This window comes from Labrys sp. E2SS-1L, assembly GCF_057073705.1.
Genome location: NZ_CP172713.1, coordinates 559,545 through 582,353 on the forward strand (window position 1 = coordinate 559,545; position 22,809 = coordinate 582,353).

Genomic DNA, 22,809 nt, shown 5'->3' on the forward strand with positions numbered 1-22,809 from the left:
GGATGGGCAGCATCGATCTCACCATCTTCTGGGCGGCGGTCATCGGCTTTGCGGTGATGGCCTATGTCGTCATGGACGGCTTCGACCTCGGTATCGGCATCCTGTTCCCCACCTTCGCCGTGGGCGAGGAGCGCGACCAGGCGATGAACTCGATCGCACCGGTGTGGGACGGCAACGAGACCTGGCTGGTGATGGGCGGTGGCGGCCTGCTTGCTGCCTTCCCGCTGGCCTATGCCATCATCCTTCCGGCCACCTATCCGCTGATCATCGCCATGCTGCTCGGGCTCGTCTTTCGTGGCGTCGCCTTCGAGTTTCGCTGGCGCGATCCGCGCCACCGTCCATTCTGGGACACGGCTTTCTGTCTTGGGTCGGTCGTCGCGGCGTCGGCACAAGGCGTGACGCTCGGTGCGATCCTGCAAGGCGTCCATGTCGAGAACGGGGCCTATGCCGGCGGCTGGCTCGATTGGCTGAGCCCCTTCAGTGTGTTGACGGGGCTGGCCGTGGTGACCGGCTATGCCTTGCTGGGGGCGAGCTGGCTGATCTGGAAGACGGAAGGGACGAGCCAGCGCCATGCCCGCCACCTGGCGTTCTGGCTGGGCGTCGCCACGCTCCTAGCGCTCGGCGCCGTCAGCGCGGCCACGCCATTCCTGCATTATGATTATTGGCGACGCTGGTTCGCCATGCCCGGCGTGCTGCTTACGGCCCAGGTGCCGCTGCTCGTGGCGATCTGTACGGCGACCTTCTTCTGGAGCCTGCGGCGAGAGCGGGAGCGGCTGCCCTTCCTGATGGCCCTGGCGCTGTTCCTGCTCGGCTTCATCGGGCTGGGGATCAGCATCTATCCCTATGTGGTGCCGCGCGCCGTGACGATCTGGCAGGCGGCGGCGCCGCCGGAAAGCCAGGCCTTCATGCTTGTCGGGGCCCTTGTCATCATCCCGCTCATCCTCGTCTATACCGGCTGGGCCTATTGGGTATTTCGCGGCAAGGCCGGCGTCCATGGTTATCACTGATGGCTCCGCAGGCGCCCTTCTGGAAACGGTTCGCCTGGATGGTTGCGATCTGGGCCGCCAGCATCGCCACGCTTGGGACGGTGGCGGCGGTGATCCGGCTATGCCTTCTGCGCTAAACCTGAATGGATCTTCTTGAGCCGGATCGGCGTTGGACAGTCGGGAACAGGGCTCATGCTTCGGGGAATACAGCATAGCGGCATTCATATGGAAGCATCCGACAGGGAGGCGAAATGACCAGAAGAGCCAAACCCGAGAACGACATTCATGGGTCACCGGAGCCGGCAAACGCCTCTGAGCCAACAGCGAAGGCGACGGACCGGGGCGATCCATCCGTGGCCGGACCGGCTGAGGATGCCGCAGCGGTCATCGCCAGGCTCGAGGCTGACAATGCCGCGCTGAAGGATCGATTGCTGCGGGCCCTCGCTGAAACCGAGAATGTCCGCCGCCGGGCCGAGCGTGACCTGAACGATGCACGCCAATATGCCATCGCGAAATTTGCCGGCGACATGCTGGCGGTGGCCGACAATATCGAGCGCGCGATCGCCAATGTGCCGGCGCAAGCCCGCGAAGGCGACGAGGCGGTCAGGACGCTGATCGAAGGGGTGGAGCTCACGGAAAAAGAGCTGCTGCGTGCCCTGGAAAGACATGGTGTCAGGAAGCTCGATCCCCTGGGAGAGCGCTTCGATCCCAATTTCCACGAAGCCATGTTCGAGGTGCCCGATCCCTCGGTGCCGAGCGGCACCGTCAGCAAGGTCGTCGACGCCGGGTATTCGATCGGAGCGCGCTCCTTGCGCCCGGCCAGGGTCGGCGTTTCCAGCGGCGGGCCGAGGCAGCCGGCGGAACCCGGAGCCGGAAGGCAGCCCTGACGGCCTGGCCGGCTCTGCCTGAGGACAGTTTGTCCGGCGTCGAACGGACAGGTTGTCCCAATGGGCTGAAACCTTTCCGATAAGTCTTTGATATTGCTGCGTATCCAGTCTGGCACGTCTGTTGCTGTCGCATCAGGACCAGCGTCTGCGAAGGGCGCCCACTGACGGGACATCATGGCATCGCATTCGACGATATCCGGCCGTTCGCCACCAGGCGGCCAATCCGCTGCCTGAGACGCCCAGGCAGCGTCAACGACGAGAAACGCAGAACACACAGTCCAAAATTCAATAACAGGGAGCACCTTCATGGCAACGATCATCGGAATCGACCTGGGAACGACCAATTCATGCGTTGCAGTCATGGATGGCAAGAACACGCGTATCATCGAGAATGCCGAGGGCGCGAGGACCACGCCGTCGATCGTCGCATTTACCGGCGATGGCGAGCGTCTCGTCGGGCAGCCGGCTAGGCGGCAGGCGGTGACCAACCCGACCAACACGATCTTTGCGGTCAAGCGCCTGATCGGCCGACGCTATGACGATCCGACCGTGGAGAAGGACAAGGCGCTGGTCCCCTACAAGATCGTCAAGGCGGCCAATGGCGATGCCTGGGTGGAGGCCCAGGGCAAGGCCTATTCGCCCTCGCAGATCTCGGCCTTCATCCTGCAGAAGATGAAGGAGACCGCCGAGGCCAATCTCGGCGAGAAAGTCACGCAGGCCGTCATCACGGTTCCCGCCTATTTCAACGATGCGCAGCGGCAGGCAACCAAGGATGCCGGTAAGATTGCGGGGCTCGAGGTGCTGCGCATCATCAACGAGCCGACGGCCGCGGCGCTTGCCTATGGGCTCGACAAGAAGAAGCAGGCCAAGATTGCCGTCTACGATCTGGGTGGCGGCACGTTCGACATCTCCATCCTCGACATCGGCGACGGGGTCTTCGAGGTGAAGTCGACCAATGGCGACACCTTCCTCGGCGGCGAGGACTTCGACATGCGCCTGGTGAACTACCTGGCCGATGAGTTCCAGCGCGAGCAGGGCATCGACCTGAGAAAGGACAAGCTGGCCCTGCAGCGGTTGAAGGAGGCGGCGGAGAAGGCCAAGATCGAGCTCTCCACCATCACCCAGACGGAAATCAACCTGCCCTACATCACGGCCGATGCCAGCGGCCCCAAGCATTTCCAGATCAAGCTGACGCGGGCGAAATTCGAGTCCCTGGTCGAGGACCTGGTGCAGCGAACCATCGAGCCGTGCCTCAATGCGCTGAAGGATGCGGGGCTGGCGGCCAAGGACATCGACGAGGTCGTGCTGGTCGGCGGCATGACCCGGATGCCGAAGATCCAGGAGATCGTGCGCAAGATCTTCGACAAGGAGCCGCATAAGGGCGTCAATCCCGACGAGGTCGTCGCGGTCGGCGCCGCAATCCAGGCCGGCGTGCTGCAGGGTGACGTCAAGGATGTCCTGCTTCTCGACGTCACGCCCCTCTCGCTCGGGCTGGAAACGCTGGGCGGCGTCTTTACGCGCCTCATCGAACGCAACACCACCGTTCCGGCCAAGAAGAGCCAGGTGTTCTCGACCGCAGAGGACAATCAGAACGCCGTCACCATCCGTGTCTTCCAGGGCGAACGCGAGATGGCGGCCGACAACAAATTGCTTGGCCAGTTCGACCTGATGGGCATCGCGCCGGCTCCGCGCGGCGTGCCCCAGATCGACGTGACCTTCGATATCGACGCCAACGGCATCGTCAATGTTTCCGCCAAGGACAAGGGGACCGGCAAGGAGCAGCGCATCCAGATCCAGGCGTCCGGCGGCCTCTCCGAAGCCGACATCGAGCGGATGGTCAAGGATGCCGAAGCCCATGCCGCCGAGGACAAGAAGCGCAGGGAGACCGTGGAAGCGAGGAATAGCGCGGAGGCCCTTCTGCATGCGACCGAGAAGGCGGTTGCCGAGCATGGCGGCAAGGTGGCCGAGGCGGATCGCCGGGCGATCGAGAATGCCATGGCCGATCTGCGCGAGGCGGCGAAAGGCGAGGATGCAGCCGCGATCACCGCCAAGGCGGCCGCCTTGCAGCAACTCTCGCAGAAACTGGCGGAGGCGGCCTATGCGCAGCCGCAGCCGGGCGCATCGCCCGATACGACTTCTCATGCCGGCGGAGACGATGTGGTCGATGCCGAATTCAGCGAAGTCGACGACAGTGATGCAAAGAAATCGGGTTGATCCTACGGCAGGTATGCAGGCCGATCCTGCCGTGAAAGGCATTTTGTTCGCGAGGCGAAGCCTGCCTGACTGGCCGCTGAAAATGCTCTAGCATCGAGGGCCTGCGCCGGGCCGAGTCCCGGCGTTTCCAGCATCGAACGGAGGCGCGATGGGGCGCCTCCTGAAACCCGTGAGCCGTCAAACCGCAAAACGCCGTGGACATGCTATCGGAGTAAGTTGTGAGAAATCCTTACGAGGTTCTGGGTGTTGCCCCAACGGCATCGTCGGCCGAAATCCAGAGCGCCTATCGCAAGCTTGCGAAGAAACTGCATCCGGATCTCAATCCCGGCGACAAGAGCGCCGAGGAGAAGTTCAAGGAAGTCGCGGGCGCCTACGACCTGCTCAGCGACGCCGACAAGCGCAAGCGCTTCGACAATGGCGAGATCGACGCGAGCGGTGCGGAACGCCCGCCCCAGCATTTCTACCGCGAATATGCGGGCGCCGATCACGACCATCCCTATGCCGATGCCTCCGGTTTTGCCGACTTCATGGACGGGGAGGACGCGTTTGCCGAGCTGCTGAGGCGCGGCCAGCGGGCGCGTGCCAACCGGCGCGGCCAGGATCTGCACTATCGGCTGCCGATCGAGTTCGTCGAGTCGGTCATGGGAGCGAACAAGCGCCTGACCCTGCCGGATGGCGGCACGCTCGATGTGAAGATTCCGCCCGGCCTGGTCGATGGACAGACCCTGCGCCTGAAGGGCAAGGGCGCGCCGGGCGCCGGTACGGGCGGTCCCGGCGATGCCTTGATCGAGGTGGAAGTCCTGCCGGATAGGCGCTTCACGCGCGAGGGCGACGACATCACGCTGGAATTGCCGATTTCGCTGTCGGAGGCCGTGCTCGGGGGGCGGGTGCGTGTTCCCACCCCGAGCGGCGATGTAACGATGTCCGTGCCGAAAGGGGCGAACACCGGCACGACCCTGCGTCTCAAGGGCAAGGGGGCGCCGCGTCGGGGGGGAGGACAGGGCGACCAGTTCGTCAGGCTCAAGATCGTCCTTCCCAAAGGGCCCGATCCGGAACTCGAAGCCTTTGTTTCGAACTGGAAGGGCAAGGACTTCAATCCCCGCGAGGATAGAGCATCATGAGCATGAACAAGCAGCAATTTCTGGCGAGTTCCGGCATCCAGGTGCAGACGCTCGAACTCTGGCTCGAGCAGCGCTGGCTCATTCCCCGGCAGACGCAGGCGGGGGTGCAATTCACCGAGATCGACATTGCACGCGCGCGCCTGATCCAGGATTTGAAGAACGATATCGGGGCCAATGACGAGGGTATCGACGTTATCCTGCATCTGATGGATCAGCTCCATGGGCTGCGCCAGGCCCTGGCGCAGCTGCGTGGAGATCTGCAGGAGCGTTCCTAGCTAGAGGCAGGGGGAGAGTGGCATGAACGAAAGCCCAATGGCGTCCGAACCGGGGATCGATGTCCTCATCCTGCAGGCCCTGGTGCGCAAGCTCCTGGCCAAGGGCCTTCTTTCCGCCGACGATGTACGCGCCTTGCTGTTCGAGGCAGCGACCCGCCTCGACATTGACGGCAGCCAGCAGACGCCCCAGGCCGCCCGGGAGATGGTGGAAGAGAGTTTGGCGCCCGCATTTCTGGGGGGCTGACGGTTCCTCATGTCTGGCCAGGGTGCGGTTGGGAAGGAGTATTGATGTCCGAGGATCCCGCTCACGATACTGCCGGCCCTGCCGCGGATCCACAATTCGGGCCGTGGCTGGCCCAGGCTTCGATCCTGGTCGTCGACGACGAACCGGGCATGCGCAATTTCCTGGTCAAGATCCTGGGGCCGCGCTGCAGGCTGATCGCCGAAGCCGCGGACACCAAACAGGCGTCCCAGAAACTCGACCAGCAGCATTTCGACGTGGTCATTCTCGACAATATCATGCCGGGACAGAACGGCCTGGATTGGCTTGCCGAACAGCGAGCCGTCGGCTTCTTTGCCGATGTCATCCTGATGACGGCTTATGCCGATCTGGACACCGCGATCGGTGCCTTGCGGGCCGGCGCCGTCGATTTCGTGCTCAAGCCATTCCGCTCCAACCAGCTTCTCAACGCGGTTGCTCGCTGCCTCGACCGGATCAGGTTGCAGCGCGAGAACGACGTCTTGCACCATGAGCTGAAATCGCCAGGCCATCAGATCTTCCTGCGCAACAAGCTGCTCGGTGACTCCAGGGCGATCCAGAATGTGCGGCAGACCATCGCACGCGTTGCGCCCTTGCCGACCTCGGTCCTGTTGACCGGCAAGTCGGGAACCGGAAAGGAAGTCGCGGCGCGCTCGCTTCACTCGCTTTCCGGTCGTTCAGACAAGCTTTTCGTGCCCATCAATTGCGGTGCCATCCCGGCGGACATGATCGAAAGCGAATTGTTCGGCCATCTGAAAGGGGCCTTCACCGGTGCGGGCAGGGCGCGGGAGGGGCTTTTCATGCATGCCCAGGGCGGCACGGTGTTCCTCGATGAAATTGGCGACCTGCCCTTTTCGCTGCAGACCAAGCTGCTGCGCGTCCTGGAAGATCGACGTGTCAGGCCGGTCGGTTCGGAACGCGAGGTTCCTTTCGACGCCCGCTTCATCTTTGCCACCAATGCCGATCTTCCCAAGCGCGTCGAGGCCGGCAGTTTTCGCGCCGATCTCTTCTTCCGTATCAATGTCGTGCAGATCCATCTGCCGCCGCTGAAGGATCGCGGCGATGACGTACAGGAACTCGCGGCCTTGTTCATGCGCGAATTCGCCCAGCAGCTCGGCATGCCTCCCGTCGCCATCGACGACAGGGTACGCGCTGCGCTGGCACGCTATGACTGGCCGGGAAACATCCGGGAACTTCGCAACCTGATCGAACGAACGGTGATCCTCGGCGGTTTTCCTGAGGATATCGAACGCATTGCCAGTGACGGCGATGACGACAGGGGCGGCCAGAGCCTGGCCGAGGTGGAACGGCGCCACATCCTGTCGGTCCTGCGTGAAGTCAGGGGCGATCGCGAGGAGGCTGCCCGCCGCCTCGGCATCTCGCGCAAGACCATCGATCGCAAATGCGTCAGCTGGAATGTCTAGGGACCAAGCCCCGAGAGCCCGAAAAAGAAGATCGGTACGCTATCGCCTGCTTGCGATCGCGCTCGTGCCCATGCTCGTGATCCTGCCATTGCTGCTGGGCATCAGCCTCTATCGCTGGAATGCCCGGTTCGATGCCATGGCAATCTCCAAGGTCAATGACGACTTGACGATTGCCCATCAGTATATGGCCCGTATTCTCGAAAACACGGATTCCCGGCTGGCGTCGGTGAGTGAATCGGCGCGTTTCCAGAACCTGCTTCAGCAAAACGGTTATCCGAACGCGGCGTTTACTTCGCTTCTCAAGGAGATCGCACAGGCGCGCCAGTTTGATTTTCTCTACATCGTCGACGACAATGGCCGGATACTCGCGAGCGCCTATGCCACGGCATCGTCCTCCGTGCGTTCGAGCTGGCCGATCATCCGTTCGGCCCTCGAAGGGCACTCGAAGACGGCCGTCGATGTTTTCGAAGCCGAAGAGCTTGGTGCCTTCTCCCCCGATCTCGCCGCACGAGCGCGTATCGAGATCGTGCCCACCCTCGGCAGTACCGCCGTCACGCCCTCCCAGGAAAGCCGCGGCCTGGTGCTCCACTCGGCCACGGCCTTGACATTGCCGGATGGTCGGCGGGCAGCCCTGGTCGGCGGCACGCTGCTCAACCAGAATCTTGCCTTCGTCGATACGATCAACGACCTGATCTACCATGAGGCCGGCCTGCCCGAGGGGAGCCAGGGCACGGCCACGCTGTTCCTGGGAGATATTCGCATCAGCACCAATGTGCGTTTGTTCGAAGGACAGCGTGCAATCGGAACCCGTGTTTCGGAAGTCGTGCGCAATGCCGTGCTCGACCAGGGGCGGACATGGCGCGACAGCGCCTTCGTCGTCAGCGACTGGTTCATCTCTGCCTATGAGCCCATCATCGACAGCTATGGCCGGCGGGTCGGCATGCTCTATGTGGGTTTTCTGCAAAAACCGTTCACACAGGCCAAATATGAGACCTTGCTGACGCTTGCCGGGGCGTTCCTGCTGGCGGTGGCGGCAACGGTTCCCCTGTTCCTGATCTGGGCAACCAATATTTTCAGGCCTTTGGAGCGGATGACGGGCGCGATCTCGCGTGTTGAAGCCGGCGACCTGTCCGCGCGAACCGGTCATGTGAAGACGAAGGACGAGATCGGCGAGGTGGCTTTTCACCTCGATCATCTCCTCGATTTGCTCCAGCAACGCGATGCACGGCTGCGTCACTGGAACGACGAGCTCAATCGCCGTGTCGAGGAACGTGCCCACCAACTGCACCAGGCCACCATGCAGCTGGAAAACACCACCAAGCAGCTCGTGATGTCGGAGAAGCTTGCGGCGATCGGGGAGATCAGCGCGGGCATTGCCCATGAAATCAACAATCCGATCGCCGTGATGCAGGGCAATCTCGAGGTGATCCGCGAGCTGATGGGCGCCGAAGCTGAAAAGGCCAAGGTGGAGTTCCGCCTCATCGACCAGCAGATGGCGCGCATCAGCGAAATCATCACCAAGCTGCTGCAATTTGCCAAGCCCCAGGAATATGCCGGCTATACCGAGCATTATGCCGTCGCCGCCATCGTTTCCGACACACTGCCGCTCGTTCAGCATCTCATCAGGAAGACGACGATCACCCTGGAGCGGGAGGATCGCGCGTCCCGCCTGATCGCGATGAACCGCACCGAATTGCAGCAGGTCCTGGTCAACCTGCTCGTGAACGCTATTCATGCCATGCCGCATGGCGGGCGCCTTCTCCTACGCAACCATGACAGCGACATGGATGGCTGGGCGGGGGTGGCCATCGAGGTTGCGGACACCGGCGCCGGTATTTCGGCGGAGGTGATCGAAAGGGTGTTCGACCCGTTCTTTACCACCAAGACGCGCGAGGGCACCGGACTTGGCCTCTCGATCAGCCAGATGCTGGTGACGCGGCAGGGTGGTAGGATTTCCGTATCGAGCGAGCCGGGCAGGGGCACGACATTCCTCGTCTGGCTGCCGGAAGCCGGTTGATGCCGCCTCGATGATGCGGACATTTTGTCCGTGGCCTCTTCGACATAGTGTCCGTCGCCGGTGGACGCGAAGTTCTATCTGATTGATTTCGCTTTCTTTTCAAATTGGCACGCCTGTTGCTCCTATGGCTGGGCAGCCGTGCCGGCGCGCCGAGGGGCATGCGAACGGATCGTGGAGGATCGAGGTCATGGGGAGGACGCCGCGCTACGATATCGGGGGGCCTGCGGCCTTCATGCTCGCGCCCCGTCGAACAACAGGTGTGTCGGTTTCCACCGCTCTCGTTTCGACCAGTTGTCTCTGCCTTGAAGGATGGCTCGATGAACGTTGATAAATATACTGATCGCGCCAGTGGCTTCATCCAGTCGGCGCAATTCCTCGCTTCGCGTGAGGGCAATCCGCAACTGACCCCTCTTCACGTGCTGAAAGTCCTGCTTGACGACAAGGAAGGCCTCGTTTCGGGACTGATCGACCGAGCTGGCGGCAATTCGCGCGCGATCCTGCAGGCGACCGAAGACGCTCTGGCAAAATTGCCGAAGGTCTCCGGTACGGGGTCCGGGCAGGTCCATCTGGCCCCTGAGACGGCGCGCCTCCTTGCTGCCGCGCAGAGCACGGCGGAAAAGGCCGGCGACAGTTTCGTGACGGTTGAACGCTTGTTGCAGGCGCTTGTCGCGGACAAGAGCGGCGAGGCGGGCAAACTGCTCGTCGAGGGCGGTGTGGACCCCCGCAACCTCAGCGCGGCCGTGGACGCACTGCGCAAGGGCCGTACCGCCGACAGCGCGTCGGCCGAGAATGCCTATGACGCCCTGAAGAAATATGCCCGCGACCTGACCAGGGCAGCACGGGACGGCAAGCTCGACCCTGTGATCGGCCGCGACGAGGAAATCCGCCGCACCATCCAGGTGCTGTCGCGGCGCACCAAGAACAACCCGGTCCTGATCGGCGAACCGGGGGTCGGCAAGACGGCGATCGTCGAAGGCCTGGCGCTGCGCATCGTCAATGGCGATGTGCCCGAGAGCCTGCAGGACAAGAAGCTGCTTGCGCTCGACCTCGGCGCCCTGATTGCCGGCGCGAAATATCGCGGGGAGTTCGAGGAGCGGCTCAAGGCGGTGCTGCAGGAGGTGACGAGCGCCGAGGGCGGCATCATCCTGTTCATCGACGAGATGCATACCTTGATCGGGGCCGGCAAGACCGATGGTGCCATGGATGCCTCCAACCTGCTCAAGCCGGCTCTGGCGCGCGGCGAGCTGCATTGCGTGGGTGCGACCACGCTCGACGAATATCGCAAGCATGTGGAGAAGGACGCCGCGCTGGCACGGCGCTTCCAGCCCGTTTTCGTTTCCGAGCCGACGGTCGAGGACACGATTTCGATTCTGCGGGGCCTGAAGGAAAAATACGAGCTTCATCATGGCGTAAGGATCGCCGACTCGGCTTTGGTCGCGGCAGCCACGCTGTCGAACCGCTACATCACCGATCGCTTCCTGCCGGACAAGGCCATCGATCTCATCGACGAGGCTTCGGCCCGCTTGAAGATGCAGGTGGATTCCAAGCCGGAAGAGCTGGACTCGCTCGATCGCGAGATCGTTCGTCTGAAGATCGAGCAGGAAGCGCTCAAGAAGGAGACGGATGCCGGCTCCAGGAGCCGGCTGCAGACGCTCGACAAGGACCTTGTCGAGCTCGAAAAGAAGTCGGCCGACCTGACCTCGCAATGGCAGGCCGAAAAGAGCAAGCTCTCCGACGCGCAGAAGATGAAGAGCGAGCTGGAACAATTGCGCACGGAACTTGCCAATGCCCAGCGCAAGGGCGAGTTCCAGCGGGCGGGCGAACTCACCTATGGCCGGATTCCGGAGTTGGAGAAGAAGCTGGCCACCGTCGAGGCCAGCGAGAATTCGTCGATCAGCGAAACCGTGACGGCCGACGACATCGCGCAGGTGGTCTCGCGCTGGACGGGCGTGCCCGTCGACAAGATGCTGGAGGGCGAGAAGGACAAGCTGCTCCATATGGAAGAGATGCTGGGCAAGCGTGTCGTCGGGCAGGCGCAGGCCGTGCGGGCCGTCTCGACGGCCGTCCGGCGCGCGAGGGCCGGACTGCAGGATCCCAACCGCCCCATCGGGAGCTTCATGTTCCTGGGGCCGACCGGTGTCGGCAAGACCGAACTCGCCAAGGCGCTCGCGGAGTTTCTGTTCGACGACGAAACCGCGATGATCCGCATCGACATGTCCGAATATATGGAGAAGCATTCGGTGAGCCGCCTCATTGGGGCGCCTCCGGGCTATGTCGGCTATGACGAGGGCGGCGCGCTGACCGAAGCCGTGCGGCGCCGGCCCTACCAGGTCGTGCTGTTCGACGAGATCGAGAAGGCCCATCCCGATGTCTTCAACGTCCTCCTGCAGGTGCTGGATGATGGGCGGCTGACCGACGGGCAGGGCCGCACCGTCGATTTCCGCAACACCCTGATCATCATGACCTCGAACATCGGCGCGGAGTTTCTGGTGAACCAGGCCGAAGGCGAGAAAACGAGCGCCGTGCGTGAACAGGTGATGGCGATGGTGCGGGCGCATTTCCGTCCCGAGTTTCTCAACCGGGTCGATGCCATCATCCTGTTCCACCGCCTGCAGAAGAGCGAAATGGGACGGATCGTCGAGATTCAGTTTGCCCGCCTGCGCAAGCTCCTGGATGATCGCAAGATCGATCTGCTGCTCGATGCCAAGGGGCGGAACTGGCTGGCTGACAAGGGATGGGACCCTGCCTATGGCGCCCGACCGCTGAAGCGGGCGATCCAGCGCTACGTCCAGGATCCGCTTGCCGAGATGATCCTGGCGGGTGAGGTCGGCGACGATATGAAGGTGAAGATCTCCGCCGGCAAGAAGAGCCTCACCTTCAATGGCAAGACTCCGGAAATCGTGGACGAGGATGAGTTCGAGGCGGCCTGAAGCTCCCCAATGTCATCCGATCGATAGCTGTATTGCGTATGAGACCAACAAAGGAGAAGGTGTGATGAAAGACCAGATCAAGCCAAATATGGACGTGATCGGAGCCGATGGCGTGCATGTCGGGACGGTGGATCGCGTCGTGGGCGATCGTATCGAGCTCAAATTGAGCGACAGCTTCGGAGCGCATCGAGGACACCACCACTATATCGAGCTCGGTTTCGTGGCTGGGGTCGAAGGCGAGAAAGTCAGGTTGTCCGCCAATGCCGACATTGCCGTGACCCTCGAAGAAGAGCAGTCCGGGCGTCCCGTCGATTTGGGCTGAAGCCCATCAGCCGCCGGATGGATAGCCGTATGGAGTCGAGTTTGCCCTCTATCGTTTCGCAGCCTGTCGTAGCCTCCCTGACGGGCAGTGCGATATTTCTGGTGGTGACGGTCCAGCCTGGCGCGGAGGCGGAGGGGACGATCCGGGCGTTGTGCGCGGATCTGTCGGGTCTGTTGCGGGCGGTGGGGTTCCGGGACCTGGAGGGGCGGCTGTCCTGCGTGATGGGCCTGGGCTCTCAGATGTGGGACCGTCTATTCGGGGCGCCCCGGCCGAAGGAGCTGCACCCTTTCCGCGAGATCCACGGTGTGCATCATGCGGTGTCGACGCCGGGGGACATCCTGTTTCACATCCGCGCCCGGCGCATGGATCTTTGCTTCGAACTGGCGGCGCAGATCATGGCGCGGATCGGGGAGGCGGCGGCCAATGTGGACGAGGTGCACGGCTTCAAATATTTCGACGACCGCGACCTGATCGGCTTTGTCGACGGCACCGAGAACCCGGTCGAGCAGGCGGCGGTGGATGCCGCCCTGATCGGCGAGGAGGATGCGGCCTTTGCCGGCGGCAGCTATGTGATCGTGCAGAAATACCTGCATGACCTGGCGGGCTGGAACCGGCTGCCGGTGGAGATGCAGGAGAAGATCATCGGGCGTGCCAAGCTGTCGGACATCGAGCAGGAGGATGCGCTCAAGGCGCCCTATGCCCACAATGTCCTGACCTCGATCGAGGAGAATGGCGAGGCGGTGGAGATCCTGCGCGACAACATGCCGTTCGGGGATGCGGGCAAGGGCGAGTTCGGCACCTATTTCATCGGCTATGCGCGTTCGCCCCGCCGGATCGAGCAGATGCTGGAGAACATGTTCGTCGGGCGCCCGCCGGGCAATTACGACCGGCTGCTGGATTTCAGCCGGGCGGTGACGGGTTCGCTGTTCTTCGTGCCCTCGGCGACGTTCCTGGACGATGTGGCGGCCGGCGCGCCGGTAGCGGGCGAGGCGGCCCCGCCGGAGCCCGAGGCGGCGGCAAGTCCCGGTTCACGCCCGTCCGGCGGCGATGGTTCGCTCGGCATTGGATCGCTCAAGAGGAAGGCAGACCATGAATAATCTCCATCGGGAGCTGGCACCGATCTCCGAGGCTGCGTGGGGGCAGATCGAGGAAGAGGCGGCGCGCACCCTCAAGCGTCATCTGGCGGCGCGGCGTGTGGTCGACCTGGAGGGCCCGCAGGGCCTGGCGGCCTCGGCGGTGGGAACCGGGCATGTGCGCCCGCTTGCCGGGTCTGGCGAGGGCATCGAGGCGGTGCAGCGGGAGGTGCAGGCGCTGGTCGAGCTGCGAGTCGGCTTCGAACTCGCCCGCTCGGCGATCGACGATGTGGAGCGGGGGGCGCTCGACTCGGACTGGTCGCCGCTGAAGGAGGCGGCGCGCAAGCTGGCCTTTGCCGAGGATCGGGCGGTGTTCGACGGCTTTGCCGCGGCCGGGATCGAAGGCATCCGCCCGGGTCTCAGCAACCCGGCGCTGACGCTTCCGGCCCAGGTGAAGGCCTATCCGGATTTGGTGGCGCAGGCGGTGAGCCAGTTGCGGCTGGCGGGTGTGGAGGGCCCCTATGCGCTGGTGCTGGGGGGCGATGCCTATACGGCGGCGGCCGGGGGCAGCGATGACGGCTATCCGGTGTTCCACCATGTCGAGCGCCTGGTGGACGGGCCGGTGATCTGGGCCCCGGCGATCGAGGGCGGGCTGGTGCTGACGACACGGGGCGGGGATTTCGAACTCTGCGTGGGCCAGGACATCTCCATCGGCTATGCCAGCCATTCGGCAACGGCGGTGCAGCTCTATTTCCAGGAAAGCCTGACCTTCCGCCTGCTCACGGCCGAAGCCGCCGTCGCCCTCCTGCACGCCAAGAAATAGCATGGCGCCGGCAGAAGGCGCGCTCCATGCCGGACGGGGCTTCAGCTTCTCAAGCGCTCGCCCCCTGGGTCGAAGGCAGGCTCGGCGAGGATGCGCGCCTTGCGCGAGGTGCCCAATATGCCCACCGTCACGACATCGCCGGGCTGGGCCAGATCGGCCTTGACATAGGCAAGGGCCAATGACTGGCCGACCCAATAGCCATAGCTGCCGGAGGAAACCTGTCCGAGCGGGGTGCCGTCCGGCAGGAAGACGGGCTCGCCGCCGGTGGCGTCGGCATCCTCGGTCTCGATGGCCAGCGTGACGAGCCGATCGCGCGCCGGGTTGCCGGCGATGGCCGCATAGGCATCGCGATTGAGGAACTCGCCCTTGTCCAGCTTGATCAGGCGGGCGAGACCGGATTCCTGGGGCCAATATTCGGGTGAGTATTCCCGGCCCCAGCTGCCATAGCCCTTCTCGATACGCAGAGACGTCATCGCCCTCGCACCGACAGGGCCGGCGCCGAGTTCCTTTCCGGCCGCGAGCAAAGCGCGATAGAGCGCTTCCTGGTCACCGGTCCGGCAGTGAAGCTCCCAGCCGAGGTCACCCGTGAAGGAAACCCGCAGGGCCACCACCTCGATGCCGGCTAGATTGAGATGGCGTGCCTGCATGAAGGGGAAGGAGCCGTTGGAAAGGTCTTCGAAGGTCAGGCCCTGCAGGAGTGCCCGCGCCTTGGGGCCGGCGACGCTGAACCCGCACAGGGCCTGCGTCATCGAGCGGAACAGCGTTCCCTCCGGCAGCGGCACCGCATTGAAGAAGCGCTGGTGATAGCGTTCCGCCATGCCGGAACCGAAGACCATGTAGGAATCATCGGCGAGCTTGGCGACCGTGAAGTCGCCGGCAACGCCGCCTCGCCGGCCGATCAGGGGGGTGAGACGGATCTGGCCGGTCCGGTCCGGCATGCGATTGGCGAACAAAGCGTCGAGCCACGTCTGAGCACCCGGACCGGTGACTTCGTATTTGGCGAAATTGGAGATGTCGATGATGCCCGCATGCTCGCGCAGCATGCGCACTTCCCGTCCCACCGGCTCCCACCAGTTCTGGCGCGTGAAACCGGCGGTCTCCTCCCGGGGCTCGCCCTCGGCGGCGAACCAGAGCGGATGCTCCCAGCCGAAATTCAGGCCGAAAACCGCGCCCATGCCCTGCTGCATCGCATAGGCGGGGCGCGTGCGCACCGGCCGGCCGGCGCTGCGCTCCTCATTGGGAAAGTGGATCTTGAAGCGATGGCCGTATTGGTCGCGCACCCGGGCCTTGGTGAAGGCCTTGTCGGCCCAGGTGCCGAAGCGCGCGAGGTCCCAGGCGAACATGTCGAGGGAGGGTTCGCCTTCGATCATCCATTCGGCCGCGAGCTTGCCCATGCCGCCCGACTGGGAGAAGCCCGGGATGATGCCGTTGCAGCAGAAATAGTTCTTCATTTCCGGCACGGGGCCGAACAGCACGGCGCTGTCGGGCGACCAGATCATCGGGCCGTTGATCACGCGCCGGATGCCGGTCGAGCCGAGCACCGGCACGCGTTCGATCGCCCGCATCATATTGTCCTCGATGCGGCTGAGGTCGTCGGGAAACAGCTCATGGCCGAAATTGGCGGGTGTCTCATCCTCGGCCCAGAACCGCATGTCGCGCTCATAGGCGCCGACCAGCAAGCCCAAGCCTTCCTGGCGCAGATAATATTCGCCGTCGCGATCGGCGACCGAGGGCAGGCGTCGATCGAGCGCGGCGATCTCGGGGATGGTCTGGGTGACGAAATACTGGTGCTCGGTCGGCATCAGCGGCAGGCTCAGCCCTGCCATGGCGGCCACCTCGCGGGCCCACAGGCCGGCGGCGTTGACGACCCATTGGGTGCGGATATCGCCCTTCGGCGTGCACACGATCCAGCTGCCGTCGAGCTGGGCCTCGGTGCCCGTCACCGGCGTGAAGCGGTGGATCTCGGCGCCGCGCTGGCGAGCCCCGGCGGCATAGGCGGCCGTCACCCCGGATGGGTCGACATTGCCGCCTTCGGGCTCGAACATGATGCAGCGTATGCCCGAGAAATCCACGAGCGGATGCAGTTTTTCGGCCTCATTGCGCGAGACCTCGTAGAAGTTCATGCCATAGCGGCGCGCCTTGGCTTCCTGCAGCCGCAGCTGGTGCTCACGCTCGACGGTCTGGGCCAGATAGAGCGAACCGGGCTGGAAGATGCCGCAGCCCTGGCCGGTCTCGGCCTCGAGCTCCTTGTAGAGCGCCATGGTGTAGTGCTGCAGCCGGCTGATATTGGTGGAATCGTGCAGGCCGTGAATGTTGGCGGCCGCATGCCAGGTCGATCCCGAGGTGAGTTCGTCCCGCTCCAGCAGGACGATGTCGGTCCAGCCGAGCTTGGCGAGGTGATAGAGGATCGAACAACCGATCAAACCGCCGCCGATGACGACGGCCTGGGCATGGCTACGCATGGAACGAACTTCCCGATGAACACTCATGCGGCGAAGACCGGCTGCCCTTGGAAGATCCGCGGCAGGGTGATCGCCTGACCGCCCAAGTCTAGGCAGCGGTGGGCAGGGCCGGTAGGCGGCCTTCCGGGCAAAAACACCGGGTTCGGCGAAGAATGACCAAATAAAACGAGGTCATTGGCCTCGCGATCTTCGCTTGTTGCCGAACCTGTCAGACCTAGGATCAGCTCGGGGAAGTCTATTGCAGGATCATCTCAGGCCATGTCGGCCTTGGCGCGGGCCAGGATCCATTCCTTCACGATCTTCACCACGCTGCCCTTGGATGAGGCATTGTCGGAAAGATAATAGCCCCAGGGGCTGGGCGGGCGCACGGCGAAGGGTTCGGCCAGGAGCCCTCTCTTCAGGAAGGGGCGGGCCAGCGAAAGCTGCACGGCGACGCAGCCCGCGCCTGCCGTCGCCAGTTCCAGGGCGATGTTGGAGGAATTGGTGCTGAGATATTTCTCATGCTCGGACGTCTCGATGCCGAGGGCCGCGCCCATGCATTGCCAATATTCCTGCCGGCTGTGCACGAAGATCCAGCCTTGCCGGAGGATATCGGCGGGGGAGCGGATCGCATTCGGCCCTGACAGGAATTGCGGGGCGCAGAGCAGAGCGAGACTCTCGTCCCACAGAGCCATCGCGGCCGGCGGCTTGTTGTCGAAACGCCTGGCGGCGATGGTGAGATCGGCGGCCGGCTCGCTGGGGTCCTCCCAGATCGTGCCATGCAGCACCACCTCGATGTCGGGATGCCGGGCATGGAAGGCGGCGATGCAGCCGGTGAGCCAGTTGGTGGCCAGCGTCGCCGGGCAGGAAATCACCACCGTCCGGTTCCTGACGGAGGCAAGGATGGCCTCGGTGGCGTGGTCGATCTGGTCGAGCGCCTGCCTGAGCGTCGGCAGGAAGGCCTCGCCCATCTCCGTCAGCTTCAGGCTGCGTGGATAGCGCACGAACAATTGCCGGCCGATATAATGTTCGAGCGCCCGCACATGGGTGCTGATAGCGGCCTGGGTATAGCCCAGTTCCTTGGCCGCCTCGGTAAAGCTCAGATGGCGAGCCGAGCATTCGAAGGAGCGGATGTAGTTGAGCGGAGGAGGGGGCTTCATGGCAGCTCTTGATGTTTGCCGGAAGCTAGTCCGACTGCCTTGGCCGGTTCAATGCCGTTTTTCGCCATGACATCATTTTTTTTGGGCAATGCCGCCAAACTAATCGCGTGAAAGGCTCGTCCCGCCGCACCTATCATGCCGAGTTGTCGGATGAATAAAACAGGGTGGGCGTAGCGGGTATGACACAGGACAGGCGTAGCGGGGGGCGCCGATCGAGAAGCATGCGGGGCGGGGGCATTCCCCAGCTGCCCTGGCAGCGCGTGTCGAATCCCTATTCACCCATGCAGATGCTGGATGAAGAGCGCATGGAGGTGCTGCATCGCAGTTCGATGCGCATCCTCTCCGAGCTCGGCATCCGGGTGATGAGCACACGGGCGATGGATCTGTTCGAAAAGGCCGGCGCGATCGTCGATCGCGAAAGCCAGACCATCCGTATCGACGAGACGCTGGTGAAGGAGGCGCTCCGCACCGCTCCGCGCCGCTTTACCCTGACCGGCCGCAATCCCGACAAGCAGCTCGAGATCGGCGGCAATGCGCTGGTCTTCGGCCTGGTAGCCGGGCCGCCCAACGTGCATGACCGCATCAATGGCAGGCGAGCAGGCAATCTAGCCGACTATGAGAACTTCACCCGCCTGGCGCATTATTTCAACGCCATCCATATCCTGGGCAACCAGGTCTGCGCGCCGATCGAACTGCCGGCCAATTCGCGCCATCTCGACACCTACAAGGCCAACCTCTCTCTCAGCGATCTGAGCTTCCACTGCAGCGCCATCGGGCGTGGCCGGGCCATGGACGCCATCGCCATGATGGCAATCGCGCGGGGCATCACGCTGGAGGAGATGCGCGCTTCGCCCGGCGTCATCACCATCATCTCCGTCAACTCGCCGCGTCTCTTCGACGACGCCATGGCGGACGGCCTGATGGCCATGGCCGAGCATGGCCAGCCGGTAACGGTCACCCCCTTCACGCTGATGGGCGCGATGACGCCGGTGACCCTGGCGGCTGCCCTGTGCCAGCAGAACGCCGAGGCCCTGTTCGGCGTGGTGCTGACGCAGCTCGTCAATCCGGGCACGCCGGTGATGTACGGGGCCTTCACCTCCAATGTCGACATGCGTTCGGGTGCGCCGGCCTTCGGCACGCCCGAGAACACCAAGGCCAACATCATCGCCGGCCAGCTCGCGCGGCGCTATGGCCTGCCCTACCGCACTTCCAATGCCAACGCCTCCAATGCTGTTGATCTTCAGGCCGCCTATGAGACGGAGATGGCGACCTGGGGCGCCGTCCTGGGTGGGGCCAACCTGATCTATCATGCTGCCGGCTGGCTGGAGGGGGGCCTCACGGCGTCCTATGAAAAGCTCGTCCTCGACGTCGAGATCCTCCAGAACATGATGGAGTTCCTGCGGCCCATGCCGTTCGAGGAGGACGATCTGGGCTTCGAGGCGATCAAGGCCGTGCCGGCCGGCGGGCATTTCTTCGGCAGCGAACACACGATGTCGCGCTACGAAACCGCCTTCTATCAGCCGATGCTCTCCAACTGGCAGAACTACGGCAGCTGGCAGGAGGCGGGCGCCCATGACGCACTCGACCGGGCGACGGGCCTCTGGCAGCACGCCTTGCGGGAATATCAGGAGCCCACTTTGGACGAGGCCGTTCGCGAGGAGCTCGAGGCCTATATCACGCGCCGGCGCACGGAGATCGGCGCCGGGGAACCCTGAAGGGATCGATGCCATGGAGACCAGGCCGAGCGAAAGGCAGGCGGGCGAGGCTATCCGCTTTGCCGTGCTGATGTTCCCGGGTTTTCCCCTGATGGCATTCAGTTCGGTGATCGAGCCGCTGCGCGCCGCCAACACGCTGTCGGGCAGGCGCTGCTATTCCTGGATCACGGTCGGGCCAGACGGCGCCAAGGTGCGGGCCTCCAATGGCATCGACATCAAGCCCGATTTCGGCGTTCGGAACGCACCGTCCGTCGATCGCATCGTGGTGTGCTCGGGCGGCGATGCCGATCACCTGGTTGCCGAGGATGCCATGGCCTGGATCCGCCGCAACCTCCGGGCCGGCGCCGATCTCGGATCGGTCGCCGACGCGGCTTTCCTGCTGGCCCGTGCCGGGCTGCTCGACGGCCATGCCTGCACCCTGCATTGGACCAGCCAGCCGGCTTTTCATGAGGCTTTTCCGGGCCTCGACATGCAGCGAGACCTCTATGTCATCGACCGGCGGCGCTTCACGGCGGCGGGCGGGGTGGGCAGCCTCGACATGATGCTGGACATGATCGGCCGCGACCATGGCAGCGAGCTGTCTTCCGGCGTTGCCGAATGGTTCGTGCACAGCCCGCTGCGGTCGAGCGTGGACCGGCGGCTGATGCCCCTGCGCCTCAGGACTGGGATAGGCGACGAGCTCGTGCTGGCCGCGGTGGCGATCATGGAGGATTGCGTCGAGGACCTCCTGCGGATGGATGCGCTGGCGCGGCGCCTCGGCGTATCGGCCGACAAGCTCGAGCGCTCCTTTCGCACCGAGCTCGGCGTCACGCCGAACCATTACTACCGCAGCCTGCGGCTGAGGCGGGCGGCCGACCTGCTCACCCATTCGAGCCTGCGGGTCGGCGAGGTGGCGCTGGCCTGCGGCTTCAACAACGCGGCCAATTTTTCCCGGGCCTTCCGCGACAGCTTCGGCTATGCGCCCCGGGGCGTGCGCCAGCGCAAGTCGATCTCCGGGGAGGCGCCCCGGATATGACGAGAAGGGTCACAAAAGACCGTCCAGCGGAATTGCGCATAGTTTTCGCGGAAAGCGCGCAAACAATGCGCGCGCGGGTTGGTCACTGTTCATGGACAGGAGAACGTTCATGAGCATTGTGGTTTTTGATCCGGATCGCGTCGAAGATGTCGACTTCAAGGATCGCATGCGCCATCCGGCGGCCGCGGATCCGGCCGGCGGCATGTGGCTTTCCGACACCGAGCCTTCCTTCATCGATGCCGATGCCCTGCGCAAGGGGCGCCTTGCCCGGCTGCGCCGATGGATGGCCGAGGCGGGGTATGGCGCGGTCGTGCTGTTCGACCCCTACAACCAGCGCTACGCCACCGGCTCGCGCAACATGTTCGGCTATTTCCTGCGCAATTCCACGCGCTATTTCTTCATCCCCACCGAGGGACCGATCGTCCTGTTCGAATATCCGCAGAGCTACCATGTCTCGATGGTGCTCGACACGGTCGACGAGGCACGGCCTTCCAAGCTCGTCTGGTCGTCGGTGTCGGGCCGGGACGACGAGACGGCCGGCCCCTTCGCCGACGAGATCACCGAATTCCTCAAGACTCATGGCGGCGGGTCGATGAAGCTCGGCCTCGATCGCTGCAGCCATCTGCAGGCGCTGGCGCTGCAAAAGCGCGGCTGCGACGTCAGGGATTGCCAGGGCGAGATCCTGGCGGTGCGTGCCGTCAAGACACCGGAGGAGGTCAAATGCCTTCAGGTTTCGATGGCCGGCGCCGAAGCCGCCGTCGCCGCGGTGCGGGAGGCGATCAAGCCCGGCGTTTCGGAAAACGACCTCTTCGCCATCATGTATCACGAGGTGATCCGGCAGGGCGGCGAATTCATCGAAACGCGTCTGCTGAGTTCGGGTCAGCGCACCAATCCCTGGTTCAACGAGGCGAGCGGACGCAAGATCCGCCCGGGTGAACTGGTGGCCCTCGATACCGACACCATCGGCTGCTACGGCTATTACTCTGATTTCTCCCGCACCTTCCGCTGCGGTCCGGGCAAACCGACGACCTATCAGAAGATGCTGTACCGCATGTCCTACGACCAGGTGCAGCACAATATCGGCATCGTGAAGCCGGGCATGGCCTTCCGCGAGATCGCCGAGAAGGCCTGGAAGATCCCGGAGCGCTTCGTCGACCAGCGCTACACCTCGGTGATGCATGGCGTCGGCATGCATGGGGAAACGCCCTTCATCGCCCATTCGATGGACTACGAGACCTATGGCCGCGACGGGCACCTTGTGCCCGGCATGGTCGTCTCGGTGGAAAGCTATATCGGCGAGAAGGGCGGGCGCGAGGGCGTCAAGCTCGAGGACGAAGTCCTGATCACCGAAACCGGGACGGAACTCCTGTCACGCTTTCCCTATGAAGACGAATTCCTGGAAGGGCAGATCTAAGTGAAACGGACGCTGCATATCGACCGCAACCGGATGGCCGCCATCTTCATCGATCTCCAGGAGGAGCATCGGGCCGACCCGCGCTATCTGGTCGAAGGCTATGCCGGCGTCCTGGCGCAGGCGCGCCGCCTGCAGGATGCGGCTCGCCGGTATGGCGTGCCGCTCTATCACGCCGCCTATGTCGTGGATCCGGCTGCACCTGGCCGCCCGTTCCATCCATTGCAGCCCGACGGGCGCTCGGCCTTCAGCGACAAGGACGATCCGCGCATCGCCATCTGCACCGAAGTGGCGCCGGCGCCAGGGGAAGCGGTCATCTTCAAATCGGAGCCGAGCCTGTTCGGCGCTGCCTCGCCGGCGGAAGAATTGCGGCGTAAGGGCATCGAATGGCTGGCCATCGCGGGGGTGTGGACCGAGGCCTGCGTCGATGCGACGGTCAAGGATGCGGTGGCCCTCGGCTTCCACGTGCTCCTGGTCAAGGATGCCTGCGGCACGGCCAGCACGGCCATGCACCAGACAGCCATCCTCAACCTGGCAAACCGGCTCTATGGCGGCGCGGTGGTGTCGACCGACGAAGCTTGCCATCTGATGGCGGGCGAGCCAGTCGAGGCCTGGCAGGTCAAGGGCTCGGTACCCCTGCGCTTTACCTACGAGAACGCCTCCGGTCTCTACGCGGAACTTTGAGGAGTGATTTGCAGCTACGAACGGCGGCAACAAAACGAGGATTGCGGCACAA

At 63.9% G+C, this 22,809-nt stretch carries 19 protein-coding genes; 17 read left to right on the forward strand and 2 right to left on the reverse strand.

Annotated elements, in window-relative coordinates; genetic code table 11:
- Positions 1-2 precede the first annotated feature (2 nt).
- The 13 genes from cydB (at position 3) to ACIGJE_RS28350 (ending at position 14,331) form a co-directional block, all read left to right on the forward strand.
- On the forward strand, positions 3-1,007 hold the full coding sequence (gene cydB, locus ACIGJE_RS28290) for a cytochrome d ubiquinol oxidase subunit II (RefSeq protein WP_367624502.1): 1,005 nt from the start codon (positions 3-5) through the stop codon (positions 1,005-1,007).
- Positions 1,007-1,123, forward strand: coding sequence for a DUF2474 domain-containing protein (locus tag ACIGJE_RS28295; RefSeq protein WP_311944326.1), 117 nt, complete (start codon positions 1,007-1,009; stop codon positions 1,121-1,123). Before cydB ends, ACIGJE_RS28295 begins: the two co-directional genes overlap by 1 nt.
- Positions 1,124-1,237: 114 nt before the next feature.
- Positions 1,238-1,873, forward strand: a complete 636-nt coding sequence (gene grpE / locus ACIGJE_RS28300) for a nucleotide exchange factor GrpE (RefSeq protein WP_415086830.1) — start codon at positions 1,238-1,240, stop codon at positions 1,871-1,873.
- Between the two features lie 306 nt (positions 1,874-2,179).
- Complete coding sequence (gene dnaK / locus ACIGJE_RS28305; RefSeq protein WP_311944328.1) at positions 2,180-4,087, forward strand: molecular chaperone DnaK; 1,908 nt, start codon at positions 2,180-2,182, stop codon at positions 4,085-4,087.
- 218 nt (positions 4,088-4,305) lie between these two features.
- A complete protein-coding gene (locus ACIGJE_RS28310) occupies positions 4,306-5,208 on the forward strand; it encodes a DnaJ C-terminal domain-containing protein (RefSeq protein ID WP_394315158.1) in 903 nt (300 codons plus the stop codon).
- 2 nt (positions 5,209-5,210) lie between these two features.
- Positions 5,211-5,483, forward strand: coding sequence for a chaperone modulator CbpM (locus tag ACIGJE_RS28315; RefSeq protein ID WP_376717785.1), 273 nt, complete (start codon positions 5,211-5,213; stop codon positions 5,481-5,483).
- A 22-nt stretch (positions 5,484-5,505) separates the two neighbouring features.
- Complete coding sequence (locus ACIGJE_RS28320) at positions 5,506-5,727, forward strand: hypothetical protein (protein ID WP_311944331.1); 222 nt, start codon at positions 5,506-5,508, stop codon at positions 5,725-5,727.
- Between the two features lie 44 nt (positions 5,728-5,771).
- On the forward strand, positions 5,772-7,166 hold the full coding sequence (locus ACIGJE_RS28325) for a sigma-54-dependent transcriptional regulator (RefSeq protein WP_483681048.1): 1,395 nt from the start codon (positions 5,772-5,774) through the stop codon (positions 7,164-7,166).
- Entirely contained in the window at positions 7,159-9,183 is a 2,025-nt protein-coding gene (locus tag ACIGJE_RS28330; protein WP_415086827.1) for a sensor histidine kinase, read from the forward strand. The genes ACIGJE_RS28325 and ACIGJE_RS28330 overlap by 8 nt, the downstream gene beginning before the upstream one ends.
- Positions 9,184-9,500: 317 nt before the next feature.
- Positions 9,501-12,113, forward strand: a complete 2,613-nt coding sequence (clpB, locus tag ACIGJE_RS28335; protein ID WP_483681050.1) for an ATP-dependent chaperone ClpB — start codon at positions 9,501-9,503, stop codon at positions 12,111-12,113.
- 64 nt (positions 12,114-12,177) lie between these two features.
- Positions 12,178-12,435, forward strand: a complete 258-nt coding sequence (locus ACIGJE_RS28340; RefSeq protein WP_394315154.1) for a DUF2171 domain-containing protein — start codon at positions 12,178-12,180, stop codon at positions 12,433-12,435.
- A gap of 29 nt (positions 12,436-12,464) precedes the next feature.
- Positions 12,465-13,532, forward strand: coding sequence for a Dyp-type peroxidase (locus ACIGJE_RS28345; RefSeq protein ID WP_483681052.1), 1,068 nt, complete (start codon positions 12,465-12,467; stop codon positions 13,530-13,532).
- A complete protein-coding gene (locus ACIGJE_RS28350; protein ID WP_483681054.1) occupies positions 13,525-14,331 on the forward strand; it encodes a family 1 encapsulin nanocompartment shell protein in 807 nt (268 codons plus the stop codon). The genes ACIGJE_RS28345 and ACIGJE_RS28350 overlap by 8 nt, the downstream gene beginning before the upstream one ends.
- 41 nt (positions 14,332-14,372) lie before the next feature.
- Here the strand turns inward: ACIGJE_RS28350 and ACIGJE_RS28355 are convergent, their stop codons facing one another.
- Together ACIGJE_RS28355 and ACIGJE_RS28360 are read right to left on the reverse strand one after the other, a co-directional pair.
- On the reverse strand, positions 14,373-16,793 hold the full coding sequence (locus ACIGJE_RS28355) for a GcvT family protein (RefSeq protein WP_483681056.1): 2,421 nt from the start codon (positions 16,791-16,793) through the stop codon (positions 14,373-14,375).
- Positions 16,794-17,044: 251 nt separating this feature from the next.
- Positions 17,045-17,932 carry a LysR substrate-binding domain-containing protein gene (locus ACIGJE_RS28360; protein ID WP_483681058.1) on the reverse strand — a complete coding sequence of 296 codons (888 nt, stop codon included), beginning with the start codon at positions 17,930-17,932 and terminating at the stop codon, positions 17,045-17,047.
- 179 nt (positions 17,933-18,111) lie between these two features.
- On the opposite strand from ACIGJE_RS28360, the gene ACIGJE_RS28365 reads away from it, so the two are divergent.
- The 4 genes from ACIGJE_RS28365 (at position 18,112) to ACIGJE_RS28380 (ending at position 22,757) form a co-directional block, all read left to right on the forward strand.
- Positions 18,112-19,647, forward strand: coding sequence for a trimethylamine methyltransferase family protein (locus ACIGJE_RS28365; protein ID WP_415086217.1), 1,536 nt, complete (start codon positions 18,112-18,114; stop codon positions 19,645-19,647).
- A gap of 13 nt (positions 19,648-19,660) precedes the next feature.
- Positions 19,661-20,662, forward strand: coding sequence for a GlxA family transcriptional regulator (locus ACIGJE_RS28370; RefSeq protein WP_415086215.1), 1,002 nt, complete (start codon positions 19,661-19,663; stop codon positions 20,660-20,662).
- 109 nt (positions 20,663-20,771) lie between these two features.
- Positions 20,772-22,076, forward strand: a complete 1,305-nt coding sequence (locus ACIGJE_RS28375; protein WP_415086213.1) for a M24 family metallopeptidase — start codon at positions 20,772-20,774, stop codon at positions 22,074-22,076.
- The gene (locus tag ACIGJE_RS28380; RefSeq protein WP_415086211.1) at positions 22,077-22,757 is read left to right on the forward strand and encodes an isochorismatase family protein; all 681 of its coding nucleotides are present in this window, start codon (positions 22,077-22,079) and stop codon (positions 22,755-22,757) included.
- Positions 22,758-22,809: the final 52 nt, after the last annotated feature.

Bases quoted from the DNA above. Each gene is read 5' to 3' on its own strand.
- cydB (WP_367624502.1), top strand. From the start codon at position 3: ATGGGCAGCATCGATCTCACCATCTTCTGGGCGGCGGTCATCGGCTTT.
- ACIGJE_RS28295 (WP_311944326.1), top strand. From the start codon at position 1,007: ATGGCTCCGCAGGCGCCCTTCTGGAAACGGTTCGCCTGGATGGTTGCG.
- grpE (WP_415086830.1), top strand. From the start codon at position 1,238: ATGACCAGAAGAGCCAAACCCGAGAACGACATTCATGGGTCACCGGAG.
- dnaK (WP_311944328.1), top strand. From the start codon at position 2,180: ATGGCAACGATCATCGGAATCGACCTGGGAACGACCAATTCATGCGTT.
- ACIGJE_RS28315 (WP_376717785.1), top strand. From the start codon at position 5,211: ATGAACAAGCAGCAATTTCTGGCGAGTTCCGGCATCCAGGTGCAGACG.
- ACIGJE_RS28320 (WP_311944331.1), top strand. From the start codon at position 5,506: ATGAACGAAAGCCCAATGGCGTCCGAACCGGGGATCGATGTCCTCATC.
- ACIGJE_RS28325 (WP_483681048.1), top strand. From the start codon at position 5,772: ATGTCCGAGGATCCCGCTCACGATACTGCCGGCCCTGCCGCGGATCCA.
- ACIGJE_RS28330 (WP_415086827.1), top strand. From the start codon at position 7,159: ATGTCTAGGGACCAAGCCCCGAGAGCCCGAAAAAGAAGATCGGTACGC.
- clpB (WP_483681050.1), top strand. From the start codon at position 9,501: ATGAACGTTGATAAATATACTGATCGCGCCAGTGGCTTCATCCAGTCG.
- ACIGJE_RS28340 (WP_394315154.1), top strand. From the start codon at position 12,178: ATGAAAGACCAGATCAAGCCAAATATGGACGTGATCGGAGCCGATGGC.
- ACIGJE_RS28345 (WP_483681052.1), top strand. From the start codon at position 12,465: ATGGAGTCGAGTTTGCCCTCTATCGTTTCGCAGCCTGTCGTAGCCTCC.
- ACIGJE_RS28350 (WP_483681054.1), top strand. From the start codon at position 13,525: ATGAATAATCTCCATCGGGAGCTGGCACCGATCTCCGAGGCTGCGTGG.
- ACIGJE_RS28355 (WP_483681056.1), bottom strand. From the start codon at position 16,793: ATGCGTAGCCATGCCCAGGCCGTCGTCATCGGCGGCGGTTTGATCGGT.
- ACIGJE_RS28360 (WP_483681058.1), bottom strand. From the start codon at position 17,932: ATGAAGCCCCCTCCTCCGCTCAACTACATCCGCTCCTTCGAATGCTCG.
- ACIGJE_RS28365 (WP_415086217.1), top strand. From the start codon at position 18,112: ATGACACAGGACAGGCGTAGCGGGGGGCGCCGATCGAGAAGCATGCGG.
- ACIGJE_RS28370 (WP_415086215.1), top strand. From the start codon at position 19,661: ATGGAGACCAGGCCGAGCGAAAGGCAGGCGGGCGAGGCTATCCGCTTT.
- ACIGJE_RS28375 (WP_415086213.1), top strand. From the start codon at position 20,772: ATGAGCATTGTGGTTTTTGATCCGGATCGCGTCGAAGATGTCGACTTC.